Consider the following 11,629-nt stretch of genomic DNA (forward strand, 5'->3'; position numbering starts at 1 on the left):
CCGAGGGCGCGGACCATCCCGTCGGTGATCCGCGCGTTGGCCTGGTGCGGGACGAACACGTCGAGCTGCTCGGGCTTGCACCTGGCGCGGTCGAGGGCCAGCTGCGCCAGGGGCGGCATCACCGTCGTGGCCCACCGGAACACGGCCGGGCCCTGCATCCGCAGCGCGGGCATGCGGTCGTCGAGCCCGCGGGTGTGCTCGAGGAACGACGGCGACTGCACGATCAGCTCGGCCTGGGCGCCGTCGGCGCCCCACGCCGCCGGGCCGATCCCCGGCGTCGTCGCGGGCCCGACGACGGCCGCGCCCGCCCCGTCGCCGAACAGGAACGCCGTGGAGCGGTCGGTGCGGTCGACGATGTCGGTCATCCGCTCGACGCCGACCACCAGCACCGCGCCGTGCCCCGCGTCGACGAGCGAGGCGGCCACCTCGAGGGCGTAGCAGAACCCCGCGCAGGCAGCGCCGAGATCCATCGCGGCCCCGTTGACCGCGCCGATCTCGTGCGCCACGCGGGTCGCGACCTGGGGGCACGCGGTGTCCGAGGACATGGTGGCCACCACGGTGACGGCGACGTCGGCGGCGGCCACTCCAGCCGCCGCGAGGGCGTCCCGCGCGGCGGCCGTACCCATCGCGACCACGGTCTCGTCGGGGTCGGCGAAGCCCCGGCTCCGGATGCCGGATCGTGCGTGCACCCAGTCGGCGTCGACCTCGAGGTACTCGCACACCTCGTCGTTGGTGACGGAGCGCCGCGGCCGGTAGGCGCCGAGGCCGAGCATCGTCGCGGCGTGGCCGGCGGTCAGTGCGGTGGGATGACCCAAGGGGTGCCTCGCGAGCGATAGGGACGGGCGGGCGTCCACCGTCGCGCGACCTCGTGGTTACTCGGAAGTCCTACTAATCGGTACGGCGGTGCGTCGAGTCACACCGCGTCGTCCGGCGGCGTCGGAGGACCCCGGGGGAGCGCCGTGAGCTGCGGGAACGGGATCCGCGTCAGGTGCGCGTGAGGGCGGCGCCGATCTCCTCGATGACCGCTCCGTGCCCGCCCTCGGCGCACAGCGGCGCGAACAGGATCTGCTCGGCGCCCGCCTCGGCGTACTCGCCGAACCGCGCCAGGACGTCGTCGGCGGTGCCGTGGGGGACACAGGCGTCGACGAGGCGGTCCATGTCCTGGCCGTAGATCCGATGCAGGGTCCCGACGGCGAGGTCACGGGCCTCGCTGCGCGACGCCGCGACCGCCGACCACGCCAGCAGGCCGCCGGTGATCGGTGCCCGCCCCTGCTCCGCGGCGACGTCGTTCGCGACCCGCAGGCCCCGGGCGACGCGGTCCGGGCTGCACAGGTAGGGCATCCACACGTCGCCGGCGCGCCCGGCGCGGCGCATCGACGCCTCGGCGCGGCCGCCGACCCAGATCGGCATCGGCCGGACCGGCAGCGGGTCGAGACGCGTGGGCTCGCCCTCGACGTCGACCTGCTCGCCGGCCAGGTAGGCCCGCACCGTCGTGAGCGCGGCGTCCGTGCGACGGCTCCGCGCGCTGACCGGGACCCCGCACGCCGCGAACTCCGCCGGATTCTCCCCGCCGACCCCGATCCCCAGCTCGAACCGACCACCCGACACCCGGTCCACGGTCGTGGCCATCTTCGCCGCGAGCACCGCCGGGTAGAGCGGCAGCAACGTGACCGCGGAGACCAACCGGACCCGGGACGTCGCCGCGGCCGCCGCGGCCAGCGCGACGAAGGCGTTCGACGTCGGGCTCCCGAACAGCACGTGCTCGCCGCACGCCACCAGGTCGAACCCGAGCTCCTCCGCGCGGGCCGCCAGCGCCGGGATCTCGGCCGCGTCCGCCGTGGGCGGCAGCATGAGACCGACCTTCACGCTTGGACCCCTGCCCGGCTCAGCACCGCCGCCGCCATCCGCACGTGCACGTCGTCGACCATCTCGCCGTCGACGACCCCGACCCCGGACCGGGCGGCCCCGACCACCTTCCGGGCGTGCGCGACCTCCTCGTCGGAGGGCGTGAACACCTCGTGGGCCAGGGCCACCTGCGCCGGATGGATACAGATCTTGCCGTCGTACCCGAGGTCGCGGCCCTCGGCGGCGTCGGCACGGAAGAGATCGGTGTCGCGGACGTTCACGACCGTCTGGTCGAGCGCCCCGACCCCGGCCAGCCGCGTCGCGAGCAGCGTCTCGGAGCGGGCGTAGAGCACCTCGCGGCTCGAGGCACTGCGACGACCGCCGACCGAGGCGATGTAGTCCTCCGCGCCGAAGTAGGCGGCGAGCAGGGAGGGGCCGCCGAGCAGCTCCCGCGCCCGCGCCACCCCGCGCCCGGTCTCCAGGCCGGCGACGACCACCCGGTCACCGATCCGTCGGGCCAGGTCGGCCAGCTGCGCGGGGTCCTCCAGCTTGGGCAGGACCACGCCGTCCGCCGCCGACGACGCCACTGCCGCGACATCGGCGTCGTACCAGGGCGTGCCCGGGGCGTTCACCCGGATCAGAACGAGCGTCGCCGACCCGGGCAGCGCCGCCACCGCCTCGACCGCCGTCGCGCGCGCGGCGTCCTTGTCGCCGGGCGCCACCGCGTCCTCGAGGTCCACGGCGACCGCGTCCGGGGACGAGCGCGGCACCTTGGCGACCATGTCCGCGCGGCCGCCGGGCACGAACAGCAGGGAACGGGGCACCCTCACGGGCGCCATCATCGCGCCGTCGCGATCACGGCGCAGGGCGCCGGTGCATCAGGCCCGTCCGGCGCGCCGAGCAGACCAGCTCGTCGCGCTGGTTGAAGGCCCGGTGGGCGAACCCGACCAGGCCCGCCCCGGGGCGCGAGCGCGACTCCCGGGACTCGACCACCTCGGTCTCGACCCGCACCGTGTCGCCGTGGAACACCGGCGCCGGGAACGAGACGTCGGTCAGCCCGACCTGGGCCACGATCGTCCCCAGTGTCAGCTCCGGGACCGAGAGCCCCACCACGAGCGCGAGCGTGAACATGCTGTTGACCAGCGGTCTCCCGAACTCGGTGGTCGCCGCGTACGCGTGGTCGAGGTGCAGCGGCGCCGGGTTCATCGTCATCGTCGTGAAGAGCACGTTGTCGGTCTCGGTGACCGTGCGCCGGGTCGCGTGCTCGACGACCAGACCGACGGGGAGCTCCTCGAACCACAGACCGCTCACCGGGTCTCCGGCCCGCTCGCACCGGTCGAGACCGCCGCGGCCAGCGTCTCCAGGCTCGATGGGTCCTCGAGGGCGCTGGTGTCGCTGCGCGCCTCACCGTGGAGCAGGACCTCGCGCATCAGCCGCCGCATGATCTTCCCGGTGCGGGTCTTCGGCATGGCTCCGGTGACGATCACCCGGTCCGGGCGGGCGATCCCGCCGATGCTGTCGCCGACGAGCTTCTTCACCTCGTCGGGAACCCCGTCCGCCGAGCCGGCGGACACCGTCACGAACGCCACCGGCACCGTCCCCTTCGTCTCGTCCGGGACCCCGACGACGGCCGCCTCCACCACCCGCGGGTGCGACCCCACCACGGCCTCGATCTCCATCGTCGAGAGCCGGTGGGCGGCGACGTTGATGACGTCGTCGGCGCGCCCGAGCACCCACAGGTGCCCGTCCGCGTCGACCACGGCCTCGTCGTTGGTGGCGTAGCAGCCGGGAAAGCGCGCGAAGTAGGTCGAGAGGTACCGGTCGTGGTCGTCCCAGACCGTCCGCGCGAGCGTGGGGAACGGGCGCGTCATGACGAGGTTGCCCTTGACCCCGGCCGGCACCGGGTGGCCCTCGTCGTCGAGCACCGCGTAGGCGTGCCCGGGCAGTGTCGTCCCCGTCGAGCCCGCCTTGAGGTCGTCGACACCGGCCACGGGGTAGGTCCAGGTGGAGCCGGTCTCGGTCTGGCCGTACGCGTTCACCACCGGGACGCCGAGGGTCGTCGTGGCCCACGTGAACGTCTCGCCGTCGAGGGGCTCGCCCTGCACGGTGATCAGCTCCAGCGTGGTGAGCCGGGCGGGCGAGAGGGCGGCGTCGTCGTTCCCGAACTTGCGCAGCATGCGCAGCACCGTCGGCGCGCACAGCACCTTGGTGATCCCGTGGCGCTCGCAGACGTCGTAGAACCGCGACGGGCCCGGGGTGTCCAGGGCGCCCTCGTAGCAGGCGATGGTCGCGCCGTTCGCGAGCCCGCCGATCACGGCCTGGATCGGGAAGGTCAGCCACCCGACGTCGGCGGCGACCCAGTACACGTCGTCGTCGGTGAGCGCGGCCTGCCAGTGCGCATTGGCCCAGGTGCCGAGCAGGAACCCGCCCACCGAGTGCACGACGCCCTTGGGTCGCGACTCGGTGCCGCTGGTGAAGATCAGGAACGCCGGCTCGTTCGGGTCGAGCGGGACGACCTCGCTGCCCTCGGGGTGGGCGGCGACCAGCTCGCCGTAGGATGTCTCGCCGTCGGTGAGCGGGACACCGTTCCCGGTGCGGTCGACGACGACGGTGTGACGCAGCGTGGGAGCGTCGGGCCGGGCGGCGCGCAGCGTCTCCAGCAGCGGCACCGGCTTCCCGCGGCGGTAGATCGCGTCGGCGACCACGACCACGCTCGCCCGTGCCGAGGCCAGCCGCGAGGCCACCGCGTCGCGGCCGAACCCGGAGAAGAGCACGGTGTAGATCGCGCCGATGCGGTTGCAGGCGTGGATGGCGGTGAACGCCTCGACGAGGTTGGGCATGTAGATCGCGACGACGTCGCCCTTGCCGACCCCGAGCGCCGTCAGGCCGGCCCCGAGGCGGGACACCTCGTCGGCGAGCTGGGCGTAGGTGACGGTGCGGGTGTCGCCGGGCTCCCCCTCCCAGACGACGGCGGGGCGGTCCGCGGTCGCCGGGTCCTCGGCCCACCGGTCGACGCAGTTGTCGGCGACGTTGATCAGTCCGCCGTCGAAGTAGCGGAAGTCGCCCAACTCGCCGGTGCGCACGGTGTCGTAGGGGCGCAGCCAGCGGTGCTGCTCGGCGACCCAGGCCCAGTAGTCGTCGGGGTCGGCGTCGTGCAGCGCGCGGGCGTGCGCGATCTCGGCGGCGTAGCGCTCCGAGCGCTGGTCGGGCCGCAGGGGGAGCAGCGGTGCCGAGATCAGGGCGCTGAGGGTGTCGCGATCATCCATGATCGTCCTCTCCTGGTGCGGGACGGAGTCGGCTAGACCGGGCTGACGGGGTGGTGACGACGGGGTGCGGAACGGGTCCAGCCGTCGGCATGGCGCAGGCGGACGGCGAGCTCGGCGCGCAGTTCCTCGCCGGGCACGACGGTGTCGACGACGAGATCGGACGCCATCCGCAGCAGGTTGATCTCGGCGCGGTGCTCGTCGACGCGGGCGGTGACGAACGCCGCGCGCTCGTCCTCGTCGGCGATGTCGGCGATCTTGCGGGCGTACACCGCGTTGACCGACGCCTCCGGGCCCATCGCGCCGATGAACGCGCTCGGCAGGGCGATGGTGGCCCGCGGCTCGAAGCCCGGCGCGCACATCGCGTAGAAGCCCGCGGCGTAGGCCTTGCGCAGGATCACCGAGAACTTCGGGACCTCCGCCGAGGCCATCGCGGTGATCAGCTTCGCGCCGTGGCGGATGATCCCCTGGCGCTCCACCGCCACGCCGACCATGAAGCCGGGCACGTCCTGGAGGAAGACCAGCGGGATGTTGAAGGCGTCGCACCAGGAGATGAACCGCGCGGCCTTGTCGGCGGAGTCGACGTGGATGGCACCGGAGCGCGTCTCGGGCTGGTTCGCGACGAGGCCCACGACGCGGCCCTCGAGCCGGGCGAGCCCGACGACGATCTCCTGGGCCCAGTCCGGCTTGATCTCGAAGAACGTCCCGGCGTCGACGAGCCGGTCGATGACCTCGATGACGTCGTACCCGGTGACCGGGTCCGTCGGGATGACGCCGGTCCAGTCCTGCTCCTCGGGCTCGCGCGGCTCGACGACGGCGGGCCGCTGCGTCCAGTCGTCGGGGAGGTAGTCCAGGAGCAGCCGGGCGGCGGCGATCGCCTGCCAGTCCTCGTCGAAGACCGAGTCGCCGCAGCCGGAGACCTCGGCGTGCATGCGCGCGCCGCCCATCTCCCGTTCGGTGGTGCGCTCGCCGGTGACCTTCTCGGCCACCCGCGGGCTCGCGAGGAACATCGAGGCGCGGCCCTCGACCATCCCGACCCAGTCGGTGAACGCGGGCATGTACGCCCCGCCCGCGGCGGACGGGCCGTGCAGGCAGCAGAGCTGGGGCACGCGCCCGGACAGCGCGACCTGGAGCTGAAAGATCTTCGACGCGCCCCGGCGGCCCGGGAAGAAGCCCATCTGCTCGGTGAGCCGCCCGCCCGCGGAGTCCACGAGGTAGTAGACGGGCAGCAGGTCGCGGTCGGCGCGCTCGAGGATGCGGATCTGCTTCTCGCAGGTCAGCTCACCCCACGAGCCGGCCTTCACCCCGAAGTCGTGCGCGATCACCGCGACCGGCCTGCCCTCGACGGTCCCGACCCCGGTGATCACACCGTCGGCGGGCAGCGTTCCGGCGAGCAGCCCGTCCTCGACGAAGCTGCCCTCGTCGAGCAGCACGGCCAGGCGCTCGCGGGCGTTGAGCGTGGTCGGGTACCGGCTGGTGTCGCCGCCGGCGCGGGCGGTCTCGGCCGCGATGAGGATGTCGTCCGCCGAGGGAGGTGCCGGCGCCCCAGGGGGGACGGGCGCCGGCACCTCCCTCGGGGGACGGAGCCCGTTCGACGTGCCGGTCACGGGATCAGCCGCTTCGAGAGGATCTCGAGCTGGATCTCGTCGGTGCCGCCGCCGATGCGCAGGATCCGCACGTCGCGCTGGTGGCGCACGATCGGCGTCTCCTCGAGGTAGCCGGCGCCGCCGAAGAGCTGCAGGGCCTCGTCGACGATGTGGTCGGCGGCCTTCGCCGCGAAGTACTTCGCCGCCGCCACCGAGCGACCGGCGTCGGGATGGTCCCGGTCGAGGCGGTCGGCGGCCTGGTAGGTCACGGCCCGGGCGGCGTCGAGCTCGACCTCCATCGCGGCGATCCGGTGGCGGACCGTCTGCAGCGCGGTCAGCGGCGCCCCGGCGACCTCGCGGTCCCGGACGTACGCGGTGGCCGTGGCGATCGCCTCCGCGGCGTGCCCGAGGCCCATGCCGGCGAGCACGACGCGCTCGAGCTGGAAGGCCGCCATGATCTGGTAGAAGCCGCGATCGAGGCCGCCGAGAACGGCGTCGTCGGGGACGGTGACCCCGTCGAGGATCACCTCGCGGGTGTCCGAGGAGTGCCAGCCCATCTTCTGCAGCGGCGCGCCGAGCGAGAGGCCCGGCGTGTCCGCGGGGACGACGAACGTGGTGATCCCGCGGTGCCCGGCGTCGGGGGAGGTCTTGGCGCCGACGACGATCACGTCGGCGAGCCCGGCGTTGGTGATGAACATCTTCCGGCCGTCGATCACCCAGCCCTCATCGGTGTGCCGGGCCTTCGCGGTGATGCCCGCGACGTCGGAGCCCGCGCCCGGCTCGGTGACGGCGATGGCGGCGATCGCGGTGCCCGCGGCGAGGGCGGTGGCCCAGTGCTGCTGCTGCTCGGGGGTGCCGTAGCGGACGATGTGCGGCCCGGCCATGTAGGCGCTGACCAGCGCGCTGACCGCGATGCCGCCGCAGGCGCGGGAGAGCTCCTCGGCGACCAGGGCGATCGCGACGGACTCGCCGCCCTCACCCGCCGACCCGCCGAGCTCGGGCGGCGTCAGCAGGCCGAGCAGCCCGGCGTCGCCCATCTCCTTCCAGAGGCGCTCGGGGGGACGCCCGGAACGCTCGGCCTCGTCGACCACGGGACGGACGCGTTGGTCGGTGAAGGCCCGGACGCTCGCCCGGAAGTCCTCGTGCGTCTCGTCGAGGTCGAAGGCCATGCGCGCTCCTTGCGGTCGAGCGGGGGTCCGGGGTCCGGGGGTCCGGCGGTCCGGCCGAAGTGTTCGACCGACCGGTCGGACGAACGTATGCTGGCTCACAGTCCATGGTCAAGCGCAGGGCGTCGGGTGGTCGTCAAGATCAGCGGCAGTCGTCGCTGTCGAATCGGTAGAGGAGGGCGGATGGTCGCGCGTGGTGCCGGTACCGCCGTCGGGAGCCGTGCCGACGAGCAGCGTCAGCGGATCCTCTCCGCCGCGGTCGGTGTCTTCAGCCGTCGCGGCTACCGCGCGACCTCGATGAACGACATCGCCGGCGAGGTGGACCTCTCGAAGCCCGCCCTCTACCACTACTGGCGCACCAAGCAGGACCTGCTCGTGCAGATCTACGAGTCGGTCCTCGACGAGAGCCTCGACGGCGCGCGGGCGATCGTGGCGGCCGCGCCGTCACCGCTCGAGGCGTTCCGCGGGCTGATCGTCGAGCGGGTGGCCTACACCTGCGAGCACCAGGACCTGCTGAAGATCTGCTTCGAGGAGGAGTCGGAGCTCCCGCCCGAACTGGCCGAACCGATCCTCGAACGACGGCGGGCCTACGAGGCGGTGGTGCACGAGACGGTCGAGGCGCATCTCGCGGCGACGGGCCTCGTGCTCCCGATGGCGCCCAAGGCCTTCGTCAACACCTGCCTCGGGGCCGCGAACTGGGTCTACAAGTGGTACGACCCCGCCGGTGCGCTGACCCCCCATGAGCTCGGGGAGCAGGTCGCGGCGGTGCTGCTGCCCGCGCTCGGCTGAGCCCTCTCGCGACAGCGCACCCAGCCCCGCCCCAGCTCTTGATCCACTTCTGTGCGGCGGAATGCGTCAGATCTGCGTCGTTCCGCCGCACGCTTCGCGATCATGGGCCGAAACCGGATGGATCCGCCCGGCTCCGCGCTGCGTCGAAGGGACATGGACACCGACGACCGGCGACGCCGCGAGGCCCGGCTGCACGCGCTGCTGCGACGCCAGGACGGCGTGATCCACCTCGACCAGGCTCGTGAGATCGGGTACAGCGACGCGACCATTCGACGTCGGGTCGCGACGAAGCAGTGGGTCCGGATCGCGTACCGCGTGTACCTCGTCGCGACCCATGAGGAGACGCCGCGCGCCACGATCCGCGCGGCGATGCTCTCGGTCGGCGGCGAGGCGGTGCTCGTCGGGCCGGCTGCGGCCTGGTGGTGGGGGCTGCTCGATGACCGGCCGGCGCCGATCGAGATCGCCGTGGAGCGCGAGCGACAGCACCGCCGCCGTGCCGGGGTCCTCCTCGTACGACGGACCGTCCCCGACGTGGACCGAACCGTGCGACGGGGACTGCGGGTCACGACTCTCGTCCCCACCGTGCTCGACGCGGCCGCGACCCTCGGGATCCGCCGGGGCGCCGAGGTCGTGGACCGGGCGCTGCAGCGGCGCGTCGTGACCCTCGAGGCGCTGCGCCACGCTCAGGTCCGAAGGTCCGGCCGGCGCGGTGCGCCCGTGATCGCCCGCCTGCTCGCGCTCGCCGCGGGGGGTGCGGTCTCCGAGGCCGAGCGGCTCGCCCACTCCGGGATGCGGGCCGCCGGGATCGTCGGCTGGGCGGCGAACGTGCCGATGGACGTCCCGGGGTTCGGGCGGGCGGTGGTCGACGTCGTCTTCGGCCGCGAGAAAGTCATCCTCGAGATCGACGGCTGGGCCTACCACCGGGACGTGCGCGCGTTCCTCGTCGACGGACCTCGGCAGAGCGCCCTCGCGGCCGAGGGGTGGGTCGTCGTGCGGACCCACTGGTACGAGCTGACGGAGAATCCCGAGGTCTTCCTCGCCACCCTGCGGGGGGTGCTCGCGTCGCGCCCGTGACGGCCACGAGATCCCCGGACAACGGCCGGAGAAGCAGGACAGCAGTTGACCGCCTTGCTCTCTAGCGTGCTTCTCACCAGCAGGAACAAGGAGGACACTGTGGCCGTGACCGACATCCCCGCCGTCGACCTCGACTCGCTCACCGGTGAGCGCCGGGACCTCGTCGAGACGCTGCGCGTGCACCGCGGGTTCCTCCTGCAGACGCTCCAGGGTCTGGACCAGGACCAGGCGACCCGGCGCACGACCGGCTCGGTGCTCAACCTCGCCGGGCTCGTCAAGCACGTGGCCGACACCGAGGCGGGGTGGCTCCGGTTCGCGAAGGTGGGGACCGAGGCGCTGAGCATGGAATGGCCCGAGATCGACTGGAACGACCCGGTGATCCAGGAGCGGATGGCCGCCGGCGACATGCGCCACGACGAGTTCAACCTCGTCGGCGACGAGACCCTGGAGTCGGTGCTCGCGCACTACGCCCGGGTCGCGGCGGAGACCGACGCGTTCGTCGTCGACGCGGACCTCGACGCCTCCTACCCGCTGCCCGAGGCGCCGTGGTTCGAGCCGGGGGCGTCGCGGTCGGTCCGGCGGGTGCTGATGCACGTCGTGGCCGAGACCGCCCAGCACGCCGGGCACGCCGACATGCTGCGCGAGGCCCTCGACGGCGCGAAGACGATGGGCTGACCGTCCGCCCCCGCACGACTCCGGCCCGCACGACTCCGGCCGCGCACGACTCCTGCCGCGCACGACTCTCGCCCGCCGGAACGAACGACTCGTTCGTGGCCTCTATGTGCACGAACGAGTCGTTCGTTCCGGCGGGGGAGTGCGCCCGGCGGGGGAGTGGCGCTCTCGGTGCTATTGCGAGGGCGCCCCGCGCTACTGCGAGGGCGCCGTGGTGGCCGCGCGCGTCGTGACCCGGCGGCGCAGTTCTCCGGTGTCGCGGGCGTCGAACCCCTGGCCCGCGAGCCAGGACGCCACGGTCTCGCGGTCCGGGTGGCCGACCGGCACCACGTTGTAGACGTAATTCAGCGAGCGCGCCGCGGCCTCCTCGCCGAGCCGGTCCATCGCCCACGCGCCGACCCCGGAGCCGCGGAAGGCGGGCACGACGGCGACCAGGACCTCGGCGTCGCCCCAGGTGTCGTCGAGGCGCCCGAAGCCCGCGACCTCGCCCGCGGCCGTCTCCACCCGCCACCAGGCGTCGCCGAGCGCGTCGCTCTCGCCGGGTGTCCCGAGCCCGTGCACCGCCGGTCCGGCGGGGGAGAAGGCCGCCTCCTTGTCCGCGTCCCACCGCGGGGTCGGCTCCGCGGTCCAGGTCAGCTCACGTGCTCCGCCGGACTCCTTCGTCACGGACCGTCCTCCTCGATTGTCTACGGCTCTTCCCCTCGCCGTCAGAGTCTCGTAGAATGTGGCCCAGACGACAAGGGGAGGTCTCACGGTGACGGTCCTGGAGGAGCCGGTCAACGCCGTCGGGGAGGACGCGGCGGAGGCGGGCGCTGAGGGCGCAACGCCGCGCGTCGACTTCGACACGAGCCCGGAGCGCTACCGGCACTGGCGGTTCACCGTCGACGGCGAGACCGCGTGGGTCTATCTGGACGTGGCCGAGGACGGGGGCCTGGTCCCGGGGTACGAGCTGAAGCTCAACTCCTACGACCTCGGCGTCGACATCGAGCTCTACGACCTGACACAGCGCCTGCGCTTCTCGCACCCCGAGGTGCGCAGCGTGGTGCTGACCAGCGGCAAGGACACCAACTTCTGCGCCGGCGCGAACATCCGCATGCTCGCCGGGTCGAGCCACCCGTGGAAGGTGAACTTCTGCAAGTTCACCAACGAGACCCGCAACGGCATCGAGGACATGACCGACGCCGGCCAGACCTGGATCGCGGCCCTGAACGGCACCGCGGCGGGCGGCGGGTAC

The 11,629-nt window shown here is 73.2% G+C and carries 12 protein-coding genes; 4 read left to right on the forward strand and 8 right to left on the reverse strand.

The annotated features are described in order from the left end of the window. The 7 genes from VGI02_RS16745 to VGI02_RS16775 all read right to left on the reverse strand — a co-directional run. A partial coding sequence (locus VGI02_RS16745; RefSeq protein WP_331628833.1) for a beta-ketoacyl-ACP synthase 3 occupies window positions 1-815 on the reverse strand: 815 nt, incomplete at its 3' end. 169 nt (window positions 816-984) lie between these two features. Next, window positions 985-1,851, reverse strand: a complete 867-nt coding sequence (locus VGI02_RS16750; protein ID WP_331628835.1) for an LLM class flavin-dependent oxidoreductase — start codon at window positions 1,849-1,851, stop codon at window positions 985-987. An 11-nt stretch (window positions 1,852-1,862) separates the two neighbouring features. Continuing rightward, window positions 1,863-2,675, reverse strand: coding sequence for an HpcH/HpaI aldolase/citrate lyase family protein (locus tag VGI02_RS16755; protein ID WP_331628838.1), 813 nt, complete (start codon window positions 2,673-2,675; stop codon window positions 1,863-1,865). A gap of 25 nt (window positions 2,676-2,700) precedes the next feature. After that, window positions 2,701-3,156 (reverse strand): MaoC family dehydratase, encoded by a 456-nt coding sequence (locus VGI02_RS16760; RefSeq protein ID WP_331628840.1) that lies wholly within the window; start codon window positions 3,154-3,156, stop codon window positions 2,701-2,703. Further along, window positions 3,153-5,111 carry an AMP-binding protein gene (locus VGI02_RS16765; RefSeq protein WP_331628842.1) on the reverse strand — a complete coding sequence of 653 codons (1,959 nt, stop codon included), beginning with the start codon at window positions 5,109-5,111 and terminating at the stop codon, window positions 3,153-3,155. Before VGI02_RS16765 ends, VGI02_RS16760 begins: the two co-directional genes overlap by 4 nt. A gap of 32 nt (window positions 5,112-5,143) precedes the next feature. Beyond that, window positions 5,144-6,676 carry an acyl-CoA carboxylase subunit beta gene (locus tag VGI02_RS16770; protein ID WP_331628844.1) on the reverse strand — a complete coding sequence of 511 codons (1,533 nt, stop codon included), beginning with the start codon at window positions 6,674-6,676 and terminating at the stop codon, window positions 5,144-5,146. Between the two features lie 35 nt (window positions 6,677-6,711). Continuing rightward, on the reverse strand, window positions 6,712-7,863 hold the full coding sequence (locus VGI02_RS16775; protein WP_331628846.1) for an acyl-CoA dehydrogenase family protein: 1,152 nt from the start codon (window positions 7,861-7,863) through the stop codon (window positions 6,712-6,714). Between the two features lie 180 nt (window positions 7,864-8,043). Between VGI02_RS16775 and VGI02_RS16780 the strand changes: the two genes are divergently transcribed. The 3 genes from VGI02_RS16780 to VGI02_RS16790 all read left to right on the forward strand — a co-directional run bounded on the left by VGI02_RS16780 (window position 8,044) and on the right by VGI02_RS16790 (window position 10,398). Continuing rightward, window positions 8,044-8,649, forward strand: a complete 606-nt coding sequence (locus tag VGI02_RS16780; RefSeq protein ID WP_331628848.1) for a TetR/AcrR family transcriptional regulator — start codon at window positions 8,044-8,046, stop codon at window positions 8,647-8,649. 102 nt (window positions 8,650-8,751) lie between these two features. Beyond that, complete coding sequence (locus tag VGI02_RS16785; protein WP_331628850.1) at window positions 8,752-9,723, forward strand: DUF559 domain-containing protein; 972 nt, start codon at window positions 8,752-8,754, stop codon at window positions 9,721-9,723. Window positions 9,724-9,828: 105 nt separating this feature from the next. Further along, a complete protein-coding gene (locus tag VGI02_RS16790; RefSeq protein ID WP_331628852.1) occupies window positions 9,829-10,398 on the forward strand; it encodes a DinB family protein in 570 nt (189 codons plus the stop codon). A gap of 192 nt (window positions 10,399-10,590) precedes the next feature. Here VGI02_RS16790 and VGI02_RS16795 read toward each other — a convergent pair whose 3' ends face one another. Continuing rightward, window positions 10,591-11,061 (reverse strand): GNAT family N-acetyltransferase, encoded by a 471-nt coding sequence (locus VGI02_RS16795; protein ID WP_331628854.1) that lies wholly within the window; start codon window positions 11,059-11,061, stop codon window positions 10,591-10,593. A 97-nt stretch (window positions 11,062-11,158) separates the two neighbouring features. On the opposite strand from VGI02_RS16795, the gene VGI02_RS16800 reads away from it, so the two are divergent. Further along, window positions 11,159-11,629: enoyl-CoA hydratase-related protein (locus VGI02_RS16800; RefSeq protein WP_331628856.1), on the forward strand; the 471-nt coding region annotated here is incomplete at its 3' end.

Source organism: Actinomycetospora sp. (genome assembly GCF_036497245.1).
Classification (GTDB): Bacteria; Actinomycetota; Actinomycetes; order Mycobacteriales; family Pseudonocardiaceae; genus Actinomycetospora.

Bases quoted from the DNA above. Each gene is read 5' to 3' on its own strand.
- VGI02_RS16750 (WP_331628835.1), bottom strand. From the start codon at position 1,851: ATGCTGCCGCCCACGGCGGACGCGGCCGAGATCCCGGCGCTGGCGGCC.
- VGI02_RS16765 (WP_331628842.1), bottom strand. From the start codon at position 5,111: ATGGATGATCGCGACACCCTCAGCGCCCTGATCTCGGCACCGCTGCTC.
- VGI02_RS16775 (WP_331628846.1), bottom strand. From the start codon at position 7,863: ATGGCCTTCGACCTCGACGAGACGCACGAGGACTTCCGGGCGAGCGTC.
- VGI02_RS16780 (WP_331628848.1), top strand. From the start codon at position 8,044: ATGGTCGCGCGTGGTGCCGGTACCGCCGTCGGGAGCCGTGCCGACGAG.
- VGI02_RS16785 (WP_331628850.1), top strand. From the start codon at position 8,752: ATGGGCCGAAACCGGATGGATCCGCCCGGCTCCGCGCTGCGTCGAAGG.